The sequence below is a fragment of the Klenkia marina genome, assembly GCF_900101025.1.
Classification (GTDB): Bacteria; Actinomycetota; Actinomycetes; order Mycobacteriales; family Geodermatophilaceae; genus Klenkia; species Klenkia marina.
In genome coordinates, this window is sequence record NZ_FMUH01000003.1 from 351134 (window position 1) to 368597 (window position 17464).

Here is a 17464-nt window from a genome sequence, read left to right on the forward strand (position 1 = left end):
TCGCGACACGCCCGGGGCGATTCGCGTCGGCAGAATCTGCGCCACACCCCGCGGGGGCGGTCTCGACCCAGGGGTGAGACGCTGGGCGGGCGGGTCGTCACGAGACGTGAGGCCCGTGTGACGCACGGGTCAGCAGGGCTCGATGGGGCACCCGGGACCGACACGCCGCACCCGCCGAGGGTGCTGGCATCGGGCAACCGGCGCACCTAGCGTCGCCTCCATCGCCCTAGTTGACATAACTATAAGGCTTAACCTGAGGATGAGGGTCCAGTTGGGGAGCGCAGCATGACACCTCCGCACAACTACCTCGCGGTCATCAAGGTCGTCGGCATCGGCGGCGGCGGGGTGAACGCGGTCAACCGCATGATCGAGGTCGGCCTCAAGGGGGTCGAGTTCATCGCCATCAACACCGACGCGCAGGCGTTGTTGATGAGCGACGCCGACGTCAAGCTCGACGTCGGTCGCGAGCTCACCCGCGGCCTGGGCGCTGGCGCCCAGCCCGATGTCGGCCGGCAGGCCGCCGAGGACCACCGCGAGGAGATCGAAGAGGTGCTCAAGGGCGCCGACATGGTCTTCGTCACCGCCGGCGAGGGAGGTGGCACCGGCACCGGTGGCGCGCCCGTCGTGGCGTCCATCGCCCGCAAGCTGGGCGCGCTGACCATCGGCGTGGTCACCCGTCCGTTCTCCTTCGAGGGCAAGCGGCGGGCCGTGCAGGCCGAGTCGGGCATCGACGAGCTGCGCAACGAGTGCGACACGCTCATCGTCATCCCGAACGACCGCCTGCTCCAGCTCGGCGACCGCAACGTGTCGGTCATGGACGCCTTCCGCACCGCCGACCAGGTGCTGCTCTCCGGCGTCCAGGGCATCACCGACCTGATCACCACGCCCGGCCTGATCAACCTCGACTTCGCCGACGTCAAGTCGGTCATGTCGGGTGCGGGCTCGGCGCTGATGGGCATCGGCAGTGCGCGCGGTGACAACCGCGCGCTGCTGGCCGCCGAGCAGGCCATCGCGTCGCCGCTGCTGGAGGCCTCCATGGAGGGCGCCCACGGCGTCCTGCTGTCGATCTCCGGCGGCTCCGACCTCGGCCTGTTCGAGATCAACGAGGCCGCCTCGCTGGTGTCCGACGCCGCCCACGCCGACGCCAACATCATCTTCGGTGCCGTCATCGACGACGCCCTGGGCGACGAGGTGCGGGTCACGGTGATCGCGGCCGGCTTCGACGGCGGCAAGCCCAGCGGCACCGCCCGCAAGGACGCCGCCCCCGCCAGCTCGTCGGCGTCCGGGTCGATGCCTGCGCAGGCCCAGCCGCGTCCGGTCCAGCAGGCCCAGCCCGCACCGTCGGCCCCGCGGCAGACCGGTGAGCGGCTGGTCTCGGGCACCGGTGCGCAGCAGCACTCCGTGCCGCGCACCCCGACCCAGGGTGGGGGCATCTCGGTGCCGCCGCCGCTGCCGCCCATCCCGGGTCCGGTGCAGGGCGGCCGTCGTCCGCTCTCCTCGGACGACTTCGAGGAGGAGCTCGACATCCCCGAGTTCCTCCGCTCCCAGTAGACCTGCGAACCTGGGTGCGATGACGCACGAACCACCGGCCGCCCCGTCGACCCGGTCCCTCCGCCCCCGGCGGGTGGTGACCGATCGGCGGGGCGGCCGTTCGTCGTCGCCCTACGACGCGTTCAACCTGGGCGACCACGTGGGCGACGCCCCGGCCGACGTCGCCGCCAACCGCGAGCGCCTGGCGCGCGAGCTCCGGGTCGACCCGGGGGCGCTGGTCTGGATGCAGCAGGTGCACGGCACCGGCGTCGCCGTCGTCGACGGCCCGCAGGCGGGCTCGCCGCCGCAGGTCGACGCGCTGGTGACCGCCACCCCCGGCCTGGTGCTGTGCGTGCTGGTCGCCGACTGCGTGCCCGTGCTGCTGGCCGACCCGGTGGCCGGGGTCGTCGCCGCGGTGCACGCCGGGCGCGAGGGCGTGCGGCAGGGCGTGGTCACCGCCGCGCTGGCGGCGATGGCAGACCTCGGTGCCCGGCCGCGCGACGTCCAGGCGCTGCTCGGGCCGGCCGTGTGCGGTGCCGACTACGAGGTGCCCCGGGCCATGCAGGTGCAGGTGGCCCGGGTCGCCCGCGACGCCGCCGTGCGCTCGCGCACCGGGACCCCGGCGCTGGACCTGCGAGCCGGCCTCACCCAGGTGCTGCGGGCCGCCGGTGTCGGCCAGGTGGTGCAGGACCCGCGGTGCACCGTGGAGGACCGCCGGCTGTTCTCCCACCGTCGCGACGGCGTCACCGGTCGGCAGGCCGGCGTGGTCTGGCTGGAGCCGGCGTGAGCTCGCTGGAGGAGAACCTCCGGGTGGTGCGCGAGCGCATCCGGCGGGCCGCCGAGGCTGCCGGTCGCGACCCGGGCGACGTGACCCTGCTCGCGGTCAGCAAGACCTGGCCGGCCGCCGACGTCGCCGAGCTGGCGGCTCTCGGTCAGCGGGAGTTCGCCGAGAACAAGGTGCAGGAGCTCGTGGCCAAGGCCGAGGAGCTCGAGCACCTCGACCTCCGCTGGCACCTCGTGGGCCAGCTGCAGCGCAACAAGGCCACCGCGGTGGTGGGGGTGGGCGCCGTCGTCCAGTCCGTCGACCGGGTCTCGCTGGTCGAGCGGCTGGCCGGGGTCGCCGAGCGGGCCGGTGCGGTGACCGAGGTCTTCGTCCAGGTGGACCTCGGCGGGCCCGAGGGCGAGGCGGCCGCGCGCGGGGGAGTGGCGCTCGAGCACGCCGTGGAGCTGGCCGACACCGTCGCCGGGTACCCGTCGCTGCGGCTGCGCGGGCTCATGGCGGTCGCCCCGCGCGGGGGCGCGCCGCGGCCGGCCTTCGACCGGTTGGCCTCGTTGGCCGCCCGGGTGCGGTCGGACCACCCGGGCGCCGGTGACCTGTCGGCGGGCATGAGCGCCGACCTCGAGGACGCCGTCGCCGCGGGCGCCACGCTGGTGCGTGTCGGAACCGCGCTGTTCGGGTCCCGGCCCCTAGCCTCCGGTTCAGGACCGTAGGACTCACCAGGCACGTCCGTCCCGCGCGTCCCACCAGTCACGGATGACGACCAGCAGAGAGGGGCCCTTCGATGGCCGGCGCCATGCGCAAGATGGGCATCTACCTCGGACTCGTGGAGGACGACGACGTGCGGGCCTACGGCCGCTACGACGCACGCCAGTCCGACTACGACGACCGTGCCGACCGGGCCGACCAGCGGCCCGGCCGCGAGCGGGACCGGTACGGCTACGACAGCGCCTACGACGACGGCTACGCCGACTCGGCCTACCCGTCGGTGGAGTACACCTCCGCCGAGGTGCCCGTGGAGGAGCTCGCCGCCCCGGAGCCGGCCCCGCCGCGTCGCAGCGGCCCGCGTCGGCTCGACCTCGCGGCCCCGGCCACCGTCGGGCCCCGCTCGGGCGGCTCGACGCGCGCCGGCTCCTCGGTCCTGGCCGGCGGCACGGCCACCTCCGGCCCGGTCGGCGCGACCGCGGCCGCCCTGGCGACCCCCGAGCCCGCCCCGGCGCCGGCGCCCGCCCCCGTGGCGGCGACCCCTAAGCCCTACCGCATCTCGAACCTGGTGCCCAAGACCTACAACGAGGCACGCACGATCGGCGAGCGCTTCCGCGACGGCGACGCCGTGCTCATGAACCTGGCCGAGATGGACGACGCCGACGCCAAGCGCCTGGTGGACTTCGCCGCGGGGCTCTCGTTCGGCCTGCACGGTAGTATCGAGCGGGTCACGGCCAAGGTGTTCCTGCTCTCCCCGGCGGGCACCGACGTGACCGCCGAGGACAAGGCCCGCATCCGCGAGGGCGGGTTCCCCGGCCACTCCTGACCGACCGGCTGATGCCGGGCTCCGCGCCCGCCCAGCCCCGAACGAGCGAGGACCGTGTCCCTTCTCCTGCAGATCGTGTCATCGCTCCTGCTCGTGTTCCTGATCCTGCTGTTCGCCCGCTTCGTGGTGGACTGGGTGATGGTCCTGGCCCGCAGCTGGCGCCCCTCGGGCGCCGTCGCCGCGGGTCTGGAGGTCGTGTACGCAGCCACCGACCCACCGCTGAAGGCGGTGCGCAAGGTCATCCCGCCGTTGAACCTGGGCAGCATCAGGTTGGACCTCGGGTTTATGGTGCTCCTGATAGCCGTGTTCATCCTGCGCAGCATCATCGCTTCGTACGTGTGACCAGCTCCTGTCCTTGGGGGCCGGTCGGGCGGGCGGTCCACACCGCTGGTCAGACCGTGTCCTTGTTCCTCCCGTCCGACCCGAGGTGACCCGATGCCACTCACGCCCGCCGACGTGCACAACGTCGTCTTCAAGAAGCCGCCGATCGGCAAGCGTGGCTACGACGAGGACGAGGTCGACGCCTTCCTCGACGTGGTCGAAGCCGAGCTCGCCCGGCTGATCGAGGAGAACAACGAGCTCCGCAGCAACGGTGGCGGCTCCCGCTCCGAGGAGCGCCCGGCCGAGCCGGTCGCCGCCACGCCGCCCCCGGCTCCGGTGCAGCAGCCCCGCGAGGACGACGCCGTCCGCGCCTCCCGCATGCTCACCCTGGCCACCGAGACGGCCGACCGGTACGTCAACGAGGCCAAGCAGCAGGCCGACCAGCTGGTCGGCAGCGCCAAGGCCAACAGCGACCGCATGCTGACCGAGGCCCGCACCAAGAGCGAGCAGCAGCTGGCCGAGGCCAAGCAGCGCGCCGACGCGATGGTGGGCGACGCCCGCACCCGCGCCGACACGATGGAGCGCGAGGCCCGCGCCAAGGCCACCGCCCTCGACCAGGAGGCCGAGCGCAAGCACGTCGAGGTCATGGGTTCGCTGGAGGAGAAGCGCAGCAGCCTGGAGCGCAAGATCGAGGAGCTGCGCACCTTCGAGCGCGAGTACCGCACCCGGCTCCGCTCCTACCTCGAGTCCCACCTGCGCGACCTCGACAGCCGCGGCTCGGCCGAGCCGGCCTCGAACGCCCGGCAGAACCAGCACGCCGGCGCCTGAGCCACCCGCTCGGCGCTCGACGGAGCCCCCGCAGACCACCTGGTCTGCGGGGGCTCCGTCGTGTGTCGTTGGTTACGCTCCGGGGCGTGATCGTGTTGGCGGGCCTCCTGATCCTCGTGGCCGGGGCGCTGCTCGTCGGCGGCCTCGGCAACGGTCAGACCACCATGCTCTGGGGCTCGGTGGGGGTGAGCGCCCTGGCCGCCGTCGTCCTGGTGCTCGACCGGGTGCGCCGCGCCCGGGCAGCACGGGCGGACGCCGCCGACGACGACGAGCCCCTGGTGCCCCCCGAGCCGGTGAACGCCGGCGCCCGGGCGGCCTCGGCTGCCCCCGCACGATCCGGGACGACCTCTGGGGCGGCGGCGAGGTCGGGGACTGCAGCTGGGCCGGGTTCGGCGGCGGGTTCGACCACGGTCGGGTCCGCGGCGGCTGAGGCGGCCACGGCTGGGGGAGAAGCCGTGCCGTCGGCCCCGGTGACCGAGGCGCCGACGACCGTGCTGCCCACCGCCACCGAGCCTGCCGGCATCGAGCCCGCGGCCGTCGAGCCCGCGGCTACCGAGCCCGCTGCCGTCGAGCCCGCGGCTACCGAGCCCGCGGCCACCGAGCCTGCGGCCGTCGAGCCCGCGGTCACCAAGCCTGCTGCCACCGCAGGCGCGACGGCATCCGCAGGGGAGACGGCGCCCGTCGCCGCAAACGCCGACCGGGACGCCGGGGCAGCGGTGGTCCGGTCCGGGCCCGGGTCGGAGGACGCACCGGCCGTTGCGGCACCGGCACCGGCACCTGAGGTGCCCAGCACGTCGGTGCCCCAGCAGGAGGTCGATCCGGTGGCTGCGGTCTCCGCGCCGGCGGGGGCGGCTCCGCCGGCCGTGCCGGGGCCGACGACCGGTTCGCACGCCCCGCGCAGCTCCGCGGCCCTGGGGGAGGACGGCGAGCCCGTGGAGGAGGACGTCGTCGTCACCGACCTGCTGCTCGTCCTGGACCTGACCGACGAGGTCGAGGTCGTCGACGAGCACCCGCGCTACCACCTCGCCGGGTGCTCGGTGACCGCCGGCGAGGAGGTCTTCGGGCTGCCGCTGAACGAGGCCAAGCAGGACGGCTTCACCGCGTGCGGCATCTGCCGGCCCGACCGCACCCTGGCCGACGCCGAGCGCAAGCGCCGGGCCGCCGCCAAGGCCTGAGCCGGGCCCCACACGCCCGCGCGGCGTCCGCCTCCACGCGGGTTCGTCCTCCTCCACGAGATCTGCTGGAGGAGGACGAACCCCCGTGCACCCCCCTGGTCGGAGGCGGGGGGACGGTCAGGCCTTGGCGACCCAGATGCGGCCGCCGGCGGGGGCCTCGACGCCCTCGCCCTCGCCCGCGATCGCCGGGTGCACGGCGGTGGCCAGCACCTCGCCGGCCAGCTGCTCCTGCGCCTCGGCGAGGGCCTGGGCCAGTTGCCCGTCGGCGGTCCACCACAGCTGGATGCGGTCGCTGACCTCGAAGCCGGCGGCCTTGCGGGCGTCCTGCACCAGGCGCACCACCTCGCGGACCAGCCCGGCCCGCTCCAGCTCAGGGGTGAGGGTCAGGTCCAGGGCCACGGTGAGCCCGCCCGCGGAGGACACGGTCCAGCCCTCGCGCGGGGTCTCGGTGACCACGAGGTCACCGTCCTCGAGCGGCACGTCGGCGCCGTCGACGGTGACCGAGGCGGTGCCGGCCCGGTAGGCGGCCACGAGCGCGGTGGGGTCCTCGTTGGCGACGGCCTTGGCCACGGCCTGCACCTGCTTGCCCATCCGCCGACCCACGGCTCGGAAGTCGATCTTGACGCTGACGTCGACCAGGTCGCCACCGGCCTCGGCCACCGGGGCCAGCTCGGCGACGTTGAGCTCCTCGGCCACCTCGGCCACCAGGTCGCGGGGCAGGTCCGCCCACCCGGGTGCGGCGACCAGGGCTCGGGCCAGCGGCTGGCGGGTGCGCACCTTGGACGCCGTCCGCGCCGACCGGCCCAGCTCGACCAGCCGGCGGACGACGTCCATCTGGCCCACCAGGACGTCGTCGCGGGCCGCGGCGTCGACCTCGGGCCACGAGGACAGGTGCACCGAGTCGGGCGCATCCACGAGCCCCGGGGCGACGACCTCGCGCCACACCCGCTCGGTGACGAACGGGGTGAACGGCGCCATGAGCCGGGTGAGGGCGTGGAGGACCTCGTGCAGCGTGCCCAGCGCGGCCGGGTCGCCGTCCCAGAAGCGGCGGCGCGAGCGACGGACGTACCAGTTGGAGAGGTCGTCGACGAACTCGGCGAGCAGCCGACCGGCCGTCTGGGTGTCGAAGGCCTCGAGCGCGTCGGTGACCTGCGCGGTGACCGCGGCGGTCTTCGCCAGGGCCCAGCGGTCGAGCAGCGGCCGCCCGGCGGGGGCCGGTGCCGGGGAGGCGGTCGGGTCCCAGCCGTTCGTCGAGGCGTACAGGGTGAAGAACGAGGCGGTGTTCCAATAGGTCAGCAGCACCTTGCGCACGACCTCGGACAGCGTCTCGTGGCCCACCCGGCGGGCCTGCCACGGCGACCCGCCGGCCAGCATGAACCAGCGGACGGCGTCGGCGCCGTGCCGGTCCATGAGCGGGATGGGCTCGAGGATGTTGCCCAGGTGCTTGCTCATCTTGCGGCCGTCCTCGGCCAGGATGTGGCCCAGGCACAGCACGTCCTCGTAGGAGGACTTCCCGAACACCAGGGTGCCCACCGCCATGAGCGTGTAGAACCAGCCGCGGGTCTGGTCGATCGCCTCGGCGATGAACTGGGCCGGGTAGGCCGCCTCGAAGGCCTCCTTGTTGCGGTGCGGGGCGCCCCACTGCGCGAAGGGCATCGAGCCGGAGTCGTACCAGGCGTCGATGACCTGGCGCACCCGGCGGAACTCGCCCTCGACCCCGGGCAGGGTGAACGTGACGTCGTCGATGAAGGGCCGGTGCGGGTCGAGGTCGGCCAGGTCGCGGCCGGTCAGCTCGGACAGCTCGGCCAGCGAGCCGACGGCGACCAGGTGGGCCGGGTCGAGCTCGTTGCGCCAGATCGGCAGCGGGGTGCCCCAGTAGCGGTCACGGGACAGGGCCCAGTCGACGTTGTTGTGCAGCCAGTCGCCGTAGCGGCCCCACTGCACGTTCTCGGGGTGCCAGCGGGTGGCCTCGTTCTCGGCCAGCAGCTGGTCCTTGATCGCGCTGGTGCGGATGTACCAGGACGGCTGGGCGTAGTACATCAGCGGCGTGTGGCAGCGCCAGCAGTGCGGGTAGGGGTGCTCGTAGCGCTGCTCGCGCCACAGCACTCCGCGGTCGGCCATGTCCTGCACCAGCGTCGGGTCGGCGGCCTTGAAGAAGTGCCCGCCCACGAGCGGGACGTCGGCGACGAAGTGGCCGGTCGAGTCGACCGGGTTCACCACGGGCAGCCCGTAGGCCTTGCAGACGGCGAGGTCCTCGGCGCCGAACGCGGGGGACTGGTGCACCAGCCCGGTGCCGGAGTCGGTGGTGACGTAGTCGGCCAGCAGCACGAAGTGCGCCGGGGCGGGGAACTCGACCAGGTCGAAGGGGCGCTGGTAGGTGACCCGCTCCCAGTCCCGACCGGTGGTGGTGGCCAGCACCTCGTAGGGCACGTCGGCCCCGAGGACGGCGGACACCAGCGGCTCGGCCACGACGACCGTGCGCTCCCGGCCCCCGTGCTCGGCCCGCACCACGAGGTAGGTGACGTCGGGGTTCACGGCCACCGCGGTGTTGCTCGGCAGCGTCCAGGGGGTCGTCGTCCAGACCAGCAGGTCGGCCCGGCCGGCCCACTCGCCGCTGGTGACCGGCAGCGAGACGTAGACCGAGGGGTCGGTGACCGTCTCGTAGCCCTGGGCGACCTCGTGGTCGCTCAGGCCCGTGCCGCAGCGCGGGCAGTAGGGGGCGACGCGGTGGTCCTCGGTGAGCAGGCCCTTGTCGAAGATGGTCTTCAGCGACCACCACACGCTCTCGACGTACTCGGGGTTCATCGTCCAGTAGGCGGTGGACATGTCGACCCAGTAGCCCATGCGGTCGGTGAGCTCGGTGAAGTCGGCGACGTGCCGCTCGACCGACGCACGGCAGCGGGCGTTGAACTCGGCGATGCCGAAGGCCTCGATGTCGGGCTTGCCGTTGAAGCCCAGCTCCTTCTCCACCGCGATCTCGACCGGCAGGCCGTGGCAGTCCCAGCCGGCGCGGCGGGGCACCGAGAAGCCCTGCATCGTCTTGAACCGGGGGAACACGTCCTTGAACGCCCGGGCCTCGATGTGGTGCGTGCCGGGCCGCCCGTTGGCGGTCGGCGGGCCCTCGTAGAAGGTCCACTGCGGGCGACCCGCGGAGGCCTCCAGCGACCGCGCGAAGACCTTCTCGGCGGCCCACTGGTCGAGGACCTCGTGCTCGAGGGCCGGCAGGTCCACCTGGGCGGGGAGGGGGCGGAACGGGGAGGTGGGGCTGCTCACGCGCTCCATCATCCCAGCACGGTGCAGGAGCTCCGCCGGGCCGATCCGCCGGTGCGGGAGACTGGTCCCGTGGCGGGGGGCAGATGTCGACGACGGTGACCGTCGCGCTGGCCGTCGGGGCCGTCGTCGTCCTCACCTCTGCACTGGCCCTGCGGCTGTCGGACAAGCTCGGCCTGCCGGCCCTGCTCATCTACCTGGCCCTCGGGGTCGCGCTCGGCGAGAGCGGCGCCGGCGTGCAGTTCGAGGACGTCGACCTCACCCAGACCCTCGGCGTCGCGGCCCTCGTCGTCATCCTCGCCGAGGGTGGGCTGACCACCCGGTGGTCCGACGTCCGCCGGGCCGTCGGGCCCGGGCTCACGCTGGCCACCGTCGGGGTGGTGGTGTCCGTCGGCGTCACCGCGGCCGCCGCGGTCTGGCTGCTCGGCGTCGACTGGACGACGGCGCTGCTGCTGGGCGCGGTGGTCAGCTCCACCGACGCCGCCGCGGTCTTCGCCACGCTGCGCCGCCTGCCGTTGCCGCGGCGCATGGCCGCCTCGCTGGAGATGGAGTCCGGGCTCAACGACGCCCCGGTCATCCTGCTGGTCCTCGTCCTCAGCGAGCGGCTGGTGGGCGGGGAGTCCGCACCCTGGTGGATCACGCTGGTCGAGGTGGTGGGCGAGCTCGCCGGTGGATCGGTGATCGGGGTGGCGACCGGGTTCGGCGGTGCATGGCTGCTGCGCCGGGCCGCGCTGCCGCTGGCCGGCTTCTACCCCCTGGCCACGCTGGCGCTGTGCGTGCTGGCCTTCGCCTCGGCCGACCTGGTGCACACCTCGGGCTTCGTGGCGGTCTACCTGTGCGGTCTCGTGCTCGGCAACGCGCCGCTGCCGCACCGTGCCGGCACCATCGGGTTCGCCGAGGGCATGGCCAGCCTCGCCCAGATCGGCCTGTTCGTGCTGCTGGGCCTGCTGGCCAGCCCGGGGCGGCTGCTCGAGGTGCTGCCCGACGCGCTGCTGATCGGGGCGGCCCTGCTGCTGGTCGCCCGCCCGCTGTCGGTGGTGGCCAGCCTGGCCTGGTTCCGCATGCCCTGGGCGCAGCAGGCGTTCATCTCGTGGGCCGGGCTGCGCGGGGCGGTGCCCATCGTGCTGGCCACGTTCCCGATCGCGGCGGCGGTGCCCGGGGCCACCCGGATCTTCGACATCGTCTTCGTGCTCGTCGTCGTCTTCACGGTCGTGCAGGGCGGCTCGTTGCCGGCGGTGGCCCGGTGGCTGCGCATCGCCACGCCGGTCACCCCGCGCGACATCGACGTCGAGTCCGCGCCGCTCGACGAGCTGGGCGCCGAGCTGATGCAGCTCACGGTGCCGCCGGGCTCGCGGCTGCACGGCGTCTACCTGCCCGAGCTGCGGCTGCCCGACGACGCCGCCGTGGTCCTCGTGGTCCGCGACGGCAAGCCCTTCGTGCCGGGCCCGGACACCCGGCTCGAGCGGGGCGACCAGGCGCTGCTGGTGTCCGCGCGCGGCTCCCGCGCCGAGGCCGAGCGCCGGCTGCGGGCGGTCAGCCGCGCCGGTCGACTGGCCGGCTGGCGCGGGGAGGACGGCGCTCCCACCGAGGTCGACTGAGGACCGGACCTGCCGCCCGCCCGACGAGCTCCGCGGCGGCGGGGCCGGGGGACGTCATCACCCGTGGCGGGGCACCAGGGCCTCGGCGGCGGCCCGGCCGCGGGCGACGGCGTGCTCGGCGCCCGGGCGCAGCCGCATCGCCAGCGCCCCGCTGACCACGACGAGCAGGTGCTCGGCGAGCTCGGCGGCGCCCGCTCCGGCGACCGGCCGCGCCAGCTCGGTCAGCCGCGTGCGGAGCAGGTCGGTGTCGGCGGCCACCGCGGCCGCCCCGATGGGGTCCTCGGGCGGTGCGCCGGCCGCGGCCTCGAGGAACGCGCACCAGCGCGACGGCGCCCCGGTGCCGGCGAACGCCTCGAGCGCGTCGAACACGGCGAGCAGGCGGCCCCGGTCGTCGGCGGCGGCCTCGACCGCCGCACGCCACACGGCGTCCCAGCGGGCCAGCCGGGACTCCAGGACGGCGGCCTGCAGGCCGGTCTTGCTGCCGAAGTGGGCGTACAGCGTGGCCGGCGCGACGCCGGCGCGGCCGAGCACCTGGTCGACGGGGGTCGCCGAGGCCCCCTGCGCGGCGAAGAGCTCCTCGGCGGCCTCGAGCAGGCGCTGCCGTACGTCGGGTCGCGGACTCACGGGATCACTGTAACGTCCGTTTCGATGAAACGATCGTTACGTTCCGCCGCCCTGGTCCTGGCAGGCACCGCGCTGATCGCCTGCACCTACGGTCTGGTCCGCTACGCCTTCGGCCTGGCGGTGCCCGATGCCCAGCGCGACCTCGGGCTGTCCACCGCTGCTGCGGGCGTGGTCTCCGGCGCCACCTCGGTGGCCTACTGCGTGGCCGCGGGCCTGGCTTTCGTGACCTGCCAGCGATGGCCCCGCGCCGTGGTGGCCGGCGCCGGTGGCATCGCGGTCATCGGTGCGGTGGGGGTGGCGACGGCGGCGTCGGTGGGTGTCTTCTCGGTCTCGGTCGTGCTCGGCAGCGCCGGCGCGGGGGCCGCCTCCCCGGGCCTGGTCGTGCTCGTGCGGCGGGCGGTGCCCGGCCCGGCCGAGGACCGGGCCCAAGCCGTGGTGAACGCGGGCACCGGGCCGGGGCTGGTCGCGGCGGCGCTGCTCGCCCTGCTGCTGGGCGGGGCGTGGCAGACCGCGTGGTGGGTCGCCGCCGCCCTCACCGCCGCCGTCGCCCTCGCCGTCGTGCTGCTCGCCCCGCGCGGCCCCGCCGACCCCGCCTCCGTCGACGCAGCCCCCACCGGGCCCGTGGACGTCGGCCGCGGGTGGGTCGCCCCGCTGGCGGGCGCGGTGCTGCTGGGGGCCGGCAGCGCGGCCGTGTGGACCCACGGACGGTCGGTGCTGCAGGCGGGCGGGGCGTCCCCGTCGACCGCGGTGTGGGTCTGGGCGGCCCTGGGCGTCGGGGCCACGGGCGCGGCGGTCCTCGCCCCGCGCTGGCTGCGGGCCGGGGTGCGGCGGGCCTGGCGCTCGGCCCTGCTGCTCACCGCCGTCGGGGTCGTCGGGATGGTCGCCCCGCCCGCGGGCCCGGTGCCCTTCCTCGCGGCGGCCGCGTTCGGCCTGGGGTTCACGGTCGGGACGACGGTGCTCATCGCCTGGGCAGGTGCGGTCTCCGGCACGCCCGGCCCCGCCGTCTCCGCGTTCTTCGTCGCGCTGCTGCTCGGCCAGGCCGCGGGTGCACCCCTGGCGTCGGCGCTGCTGGGGGCCGGGCCCCCGGTGGCGTTCGGGGTCGCCGCGGCGGTGACGGTGGTCGGCGCCGCGGTGCCGGGGCCACGTGGACGGTGAGCGGCGTCGGTCGAGCGGGGTCAGTCGAGCGGGGTGGGTCGAGCGGGGTCAGGTGGGCGGGGTCAGGCGCGGGTCGCGACCACGGCGTCGACCGGGTGCGGCACCGTGCGGCGACCGTCGTGCTCGGTGCTGATCGCCGCCAGCGCGTCCAGCAGCGCCCGGCGGGCGTCGTCGTGCAGGGCGGTGCAGTCCGCGCCGACCAGGAAGTCGAGCACCTCGCGGCCGGTCGCGGACGTGGGGTCGGTGCAGGGCGTGACGTCCAGCCGGCCGGCCAGCCGGGCCGTCGTCCCGCGCAGGCCCGCCGCGCCCAGCGCCGCGGGCAGGTCGCCGCTCCACCACCGGTGGCTGGCCGAGGCGACGGCCTCGGTGAGCTGGCAGAGCTCCTCCAGCGGGGCCAGCAGCACCACGACCGCGCCGCCCGGCGCCAGGCGCGCGGCGGCGTCGGCCACCGCCTCGTGCAGGTCGGGGACGTAGTAGAGCGAGTGCACCGCTAGGACGACGTCGACCGGGTCGGCGCCGACGGTGCGGCCGACCGTCCCGAAGGGGCCGGTGTGCAGGACGGCGGACCCGCCGGGACCGACCGCCTCGGCCAGCCGGGCACGGCAGCGATCCCCGACGACCGCGTCCGGCTCGGCGGCCACCCAGGTCAGCGGCCCGCCGTGCCGGGCCAGCGACCGGGCCAGCGGGGCGTCGACGCTGCCGTCGCCGGGCCCGACGCTGAGCACCGTGCGCGGGCCCGGGCCGACCAGCCGCGCCGTGAGCACCTCGTCCAGCCAGCCGGCCAGCAGGGCGCGCTGGTCGCTGTGCGCCTCGTAGGTGGCGTGCGCCCGGGCGTAGGCCGCGGGGGTGAGCGGGGGCAGGGCCGGCCGCCCGGCGAGCGCACCCCTGAGCAGCTGCAGCGGAGCCGTGGTGGTGGTCACCGGGGTGACTGAACCACACGGCCCGCACGTGCCAACTGCGGAAACGTCGATGAGCACCCCGGGGTGGACACCGCCGGGGCCGGGGCGCAGGCTGCCCACGTGCACCCCGTCCCCAGCAGCACCCCGCCCCCGTCCCCGTCCCCGTCGGCCACGTCGCAGGCGAGCCTCGCGCACTGGTCGGAGGCCGGCCGCCGCGGCATGGAGGCCTTCTACGCCCTGGCCACCGAGGACTACCGCCAGCTCGCTGCCGCCCGCGACTGGGCCGGCACGTTCCGGTCCCTGGCCGCCGGTCGTGACCGGATCGGCCTGCTCGACGTCGCCTGCGGCAGCGGCAAGTTCCCCACCGCCCTGCTCGCCACCCCCGACGTCGCGGCACTGGCCGGCGAGCTGGTGGTGCAGACCGACCTGCTCGACCCCTCCCGCTTCAGCCTCGACGAGGCCCGCGGCACCCTCGCCCCGCCCTTCGAGGGCGCTGCCGACCACGAGTGCACGCTGCAGGACCTCGCGGTGCGGCCCGGTGGCTGGGACCTGGTGTGGAGCACGCACGGCCTCTACGCGCTGGCCCCCGACGAGGTCGCAGCCGGCATGGCCCGCTTCGTCGACGCGATCGCCCCCGGCGGGCTCGGCGTCGTCGCCCAGGCCACCACGGCCTCGCACTACCTCGTCGTCGACGACGCCTTCCGGCGTTCGTTCGACCCCGACGGCGCCCGGGTGCCCTACACGTCGGCCGAGCAGGTGCTGGCCGCCCTCGACGACCTCCCGGTGGTCGTGGAGCGTCAGCCGCTGACCTACCGCACCTCGGTGGCCCGGGACGACCGGGCGACCGCCGAGGGCTTCCTGCAGCGCTGCGTGTTCGACGACTCGGTGCCGCTGGGGGCGATGGAGGCCGACCCCGTGCTCGGGGCCTACCTCGACTCGTGCGTCGACGGCGACCGCTGGGTGTTCGACCACCGGGTCGAGCTCATCACGGTGCGCCACGCGGAGGTGGCGGCGTGAGCGGCAACGTCAGCCAGTCGCACGCCGCCCGCGACGGCCTGGACACCGCCTGGACCGGGGACAACAACGAGTGGTGGGACTGGTACCTGACGCTCGCCGACGGCGGAGCGGACGACGGCCCGCTGCTCGACCTCGCCGAGCCCGATGCGCTGCCCGAGCCCCCGGCCGACGAGCTGTCCGCCCTGCTGGCCGAGACCTACCCGGTCAGCGCCGAGCAGCGGGCCGCCTTCGCCCGGGACGGCTTCGTCAAGCTGCCCGGCGTGCTGCCCCCGGCCGCGGTGTCCCGGCTGCGCCGGCTGCTGGTCGAGCACCTGGCCGCCGAGCAGCGCGACCGCCCCGCTGGCCGGTTCACCAGCGACGAGCTCATGTGGACCCGGTCCGGCGAGATCGCCCAGTTCGTGCTGGCCCGCCGGCTGGGCCGGCTGGTCGCCGACCTGCTCGACGTGGCCGACGTCCGGATCTACCACGACAACGTGCTGGCCAAGGAGCCCGCGTGCGGGCGCACGCCGTGGCACTTCGACGACCACCACTTCCCGATCGACAGCCAGCAGGTGGCCACCGTCTGGGTGCCGCTGCAGCAGACCCCACGGGAGATGGGGCCGCTGTCGTTCGCCCGGGGCGTCGACCTGCACCGCCTGGTGGACGACGTGCCGTTCTCCACCACCGACGCCAGCTACGACCGGGCCGTGTCGCGGGCGTTCGCCGGCGCCGAGGTCTCGGTGGAGGACGGCCCGTTCGAGCTCGGCGAGGTGTCGGTGCACTCCAGCCTGTGCTTCCACACGGCGGGGCCGAACCGGACGACGGCGCCGCGCATGGTGCTGGCGACGACCTACTTCGCCGACGGCGCCGCCGTCGTCCCGCGGCCGACCCTGGTGTCGGGGGAGTGGCAGCAGTTCCTCCCCGGGGCGCAGCCGGGAGAGGTGATCGACACGCCGGTGAACCCGGTCGTGAGCTAGGTGGTCGGCCCCGGCGCAGGGGCCCGCGGCGAGCTCGCGAGTCGCGGGGTGCGCCGGGGCCCTTCCGTCAGCGGGCGCCGGCCAGCTCGACCGGGCCGGTGAGCTCCAGCGTGCGGGTGGTCTCCTCGCGCACCTCGGCGAACAGGGCCGGGTCGCCCGACAGCGGTCGCCCGTAGGAGGGGATGGCCTCGCGCAGCAGCGGCTCCCACTCGGCGTGCCGGTCGGGGAAGCAACGGCGGAGCAGGTCGAGCATCGCGGCCACGGCCGTGGAGGCACCGGGGGAGGCGCCCAGCAGGCCGGCGATGCTGCCCTCGCCGCCGACGACCAGCTCGGTGCCGAACTGCAGCACGCCGCGGCCCTTCTCGTCCTGCTTGATGACCTGCACGCGCTGGCCGGCGTGGATCATCTCCCAGTCGTCGCCGTCGGCGGTGGGCACGAACTCCTCGAGGGCCTCGAGGCGGTCGGACGGGCGCTGGAGCACCTGGCCGACGAGGTAGCGGGTGAGCGCGGTCTGGGTGCGGGCGACACCGAGCATCGAGCCGATGTTGCCCAGGCGTACCGAGCGCGGGAGGTCCAGCCACGAGCCGGACTTCAGGAACTTGGGGGAGAACCCGGCGTAGGGCCCGAACAGCAGCGACTGCTGGCCGTCGATGAGCCGCAGGTCCAGGTGCGGGACCGACATCGGGGGCGCACCGACGGCCGCCTGGCCGTAGACCTTGGCCTGGTGGCGGGCGGCGAGCTGTTCGTTCTTCGAGCGCAGGAACAGCCCCGACACCGGGAACCCGCCGAAGCCCTTGATCTCGGGGATCTCGGCCCGCTGCAGCAGCGGCAGCGCACCGCCGCCGGCGCCGACGAACACGAACCCGGCGTTGACCGTGAACTCCTCGCCCGAGGCGTGGTGCCGGGCGGTGACCTTCCAGCGGCCGTCGGTGGTGCGCTCGAGGTCCTGCACGCTCGTGCCGGTGTGCACCGCCACGCCGCGGCTGGTGGCCTGGTCGAGCAGGAGCCGGGTCAACGACCCGAAGTCGACGTCGGTGCCGGCGGTGGACCGGGTGGCCGCGACCGGCTGCGCCGGGTCGCGGCCCTCCATCATCAGCGGCACCCACTGCGCCAGCTCGTCCTGCGAGGTGGTGAGCTCGAGCTCGGCGAACAGCGGGGACGACGTGAGTGCGGCGTGCCGGGCCCGCATGTACTCCTGGCCCTCGGTGCCGTGCACGAAGCTGATGTGCGGCACGGGGGTGATGAAGTTCTTCGGGGAGCCGGTCAGCCCGCTGCGCACCAGGTGCGACCAGAACTGGCGCGACAGCTGGAACTGCTCGTTGATCGAGATGGCCTTGGCCGGGTCGACCGAGCCGTCCTTGCCCGCCGGGGTGTAGTTCAGCTCGCACAGGGCCGAGTGGCCGGTGCCGGCGTTGTTCCAGCCGTCGGAGCTCTCGGCGGCGACCTTGTCGCCGGCCTCGAAGAGGGTGATCGACCAGTGCGGCGCCACGATGCCCAGCAGGGCGGCCAGCGTCGCGCTCATCACCCCGCCCCCGACCAGGACGACGTCGGGCCGCGACGTGTCCGGGATGACGGGGTGGGCGTACTCGCCCGGGGCGGTGTGCCCGCTGGTGGTGTGCTCGGTGCTGGTGGGGCTCGTCACGGGGCTCGTCACGGTGCCTTTCCTGAGGTCCCGCGCCGCGGTCGTTGCGGCGCGCTGCGTGGCAGGGCAGCGGGATCACCGCTGCTCCTGGCCATGGTCGTCCTCCCGCGCCCCGGGCACCTCACCCGGGCGGTGTGACC

At 74.9% G+C, this 17464-nt stretch carries 15 protein-coding genes; 11 read left to right on the plus strand and 4 right to left on the minus strand.

What is annotated here, in order from left to right:
- The first annotated feature begins 285 nt into the window (after positions 1-285).
- The 7 genes from ftsZ to BLP29_RS11370 all read left to right on the plus strand — a co-directional run bounded on the left by ftsZ (position 286) and on the right by BLP29_RS11370 (position 6163).
- Complete coding sequence (ftsZ, locus tag BLP29_RS11340) at positions 286-1551, plus strand: cell division protein FtsZ (protein WP_092804198.1); 1266 nt, start codon at positions 286-288, stop codon at positions 1549-1551.
- A 19-nt stretch (positions 1552-1570) separates the two neighbouring features.
- Entirely contained in the window at positions 1571-2317 is a 747-nt protein-coding gene (gene pgeF / locus BLP29_RS11345) for a peptidoglycan editing factor PgeF (RefSeq protein ID WP_092804201.1), read from the plus strand.
- Positions 2314-3021 carry a YggS family pyridoxal phosphate-dependent enzyme gene (locus tag BLP29_RS11350; protein WP_092804204.1) on the plus strand — a complete coding sequence of 236 codons (708 nt, stop codon included), beginning with the start codon at positions 2314-2316 and terminating at the stop codon, positions 3019-3021. Before pgeF ends, BLP29_RS11350 begins: the two co-directional genes overlap by 4 nt.
- Before the next feature lie 71 nt (positions 3022-3092).
- On the plus strand, positions 3093-3839 hold the full coding sequence (locus BLP29_RS21795) for a cell division protein SepF (protein ID WP_092804207.1): 747 nt from the start codon (positions 3093-3095) through the stop codon (positions 3837-3839).
- A 75-nt stretch (positions 3840-3914) separates the two neighbouring features.
- The gene (locus tag BLP29_RS11360) at positions 3915-4181 is read left to right on the plus strand and encodes a YggT family protein (RefSeq protein ID WP_243469878.1); all 267 of its coding nucleotides are present in this window, start codon (positions 3915-3917) and stop codon (positions 4179-4181) included.
- 93 nt (positions 4182-4274) lie between these two features.
- Positions 4275-4988 (plus strand): DivIVA-like cell division protein Wag31, encoded by a 714-nt coding sequence (gene wag31 / locus BLP29_RS11365; RefSeq protein WP_092804213.1) that lies wholly within the window; start codon positions 4275-4277, stop codon positions 4986-4988.
- A gap of 86 nt (positions 4989-5074) precedes the next feature.
- A complete protein-coding gene (locus BLP29_RS11370; RefSeq protein WP_092804216.1) occupies positions 5075-6163 on the plus strand; it encodes a hypothetical protein in 1089 nt (362 codons plus the stop codon).
- Positions 6164-6280: 117 nt separating this feature from the next.
- Here the strand turns inward: BLP29_RS11370 and ileS are convergent, their stop codons facing one another.
- A complete protein-coding gene (gene ileS / locus BLP29_RS11375; protein ID WP_092804220.1) occupies positions 6281-9445 on the minus strand; it encodes an isoleucine--tRNA ligase in 3165 nt (1054 codons plus the stop codon).
- Positions 9446-9519: 74 nt separating this feature from the next.
- Between ileS and BLP29_RS11380 the strand changes: the two genes are divergently transcribed.
- Complete coding sequence (locus tag BLP29_RS11380) at positions 9520-11031, plus strand: potassium/proton antiporter (protein ID WP_092804223.1); 1512 nt, start codon at positions 9520-9522, stop codon at positions 11029-11031.
- Positions 11032-11088: 57 nt separating this feature from the next.
- On the opposite strand, the gene BLP29_RS11385 is transcribed toward BLP29_RS11380, so the two are convergent.
- Entirely contained in the window at positions 11089-11655 is a 567-nt protein-coding gene (locus tag BLP29_RS11385; RefSeq protein WP_092804226.1) for a TetR/AcrR family transcriptional regulator, read from the minus strand.
- A gap of 24 nt (positions 11656-11679) precedes the next feature.
- Here BLP29_RS11385 and BLP29_RS11390 point away from each other — a divergent pair, with 24 nt between their 5' ends.
- Positions 11680-12810 carry an MFS transporter gene (locus tag BLP29_RS11390; RefSeq protein ID WP_092804229.1) on the plus strand — a complete coding sequence of 377 codons (1131 nt, stop codon included), beginning with the start codon at positions 11680-11682 and terminating at the stop codon, positions 12808-12810.
- Positions 12811-12872: 62 nt separating this feature from the next.
- Here the strand turns inward: BLP29_RS11390 and BLP29_RS21025 are convergent, their stop codons facing one another.
- Complete coding sequence (locus BLP29_RS21025; RefSeq protein WP_165839363.1) at positions 12873-13730, minus strand: methyltransferase domain-containing protein; 858 nt, start codon at positions 13728-13730, stop codon at positions 12873-12875.
- A 63-nt stretch (positions 13731-13793) separates the two neighbouring features.
- Here BLP29_RS21025 and BLP29_RS20655 point away from each other — a divergent pair, with 63 nt between their 5' ends.
- On the plus strand, positions 13794-14726 hold the full coding sequence (locus tag BLP29_RS20655; RefSeq protein ID WP_165839364.1) for a class I SAM-dependent methyltransferase: 933 nt from the start codon (positions 13794-13796) through the stop codon (positions 14724-14726).
- Positions 14723-15682 carry a phytanoyl-CoA dioxygenase family protein gene (locus tag BLP29_RS11400; protein ID WP_092804235.1) on the plus strand — a complete coding sequence of 320 codons (960 nt, stop codon included), beginning with the start codon at positions 14723-14725 and terminating at the stop codon, positions 15680-15682. Before BLP29_RS20655 ends, BLP29_RS11400 begins: the two co-directional genes overlap by 4 nt.
- A gap of 67 nt (positions 15683-15749) precedes the next feature.
- Here the strand turns inward: BLP29_RS11400 and BLP29_RS11405 are convergent, their stop codons facing one another.
- Positions 15750-17324 carry a malate:quinone oxidoreductase gene (locus BLP29_RS11405; RefSeq protein WP_243469879.1) on the minus strand — a complete coding sequence of 525 codons (1575 nt, stop codon included), beginning with the start codon at positions 17322-17324 and terminating at the stop codon, positions 15750-15752.
- Between the last annotated feature and the right edge of the window lie 140 nt (positions 17325-17464).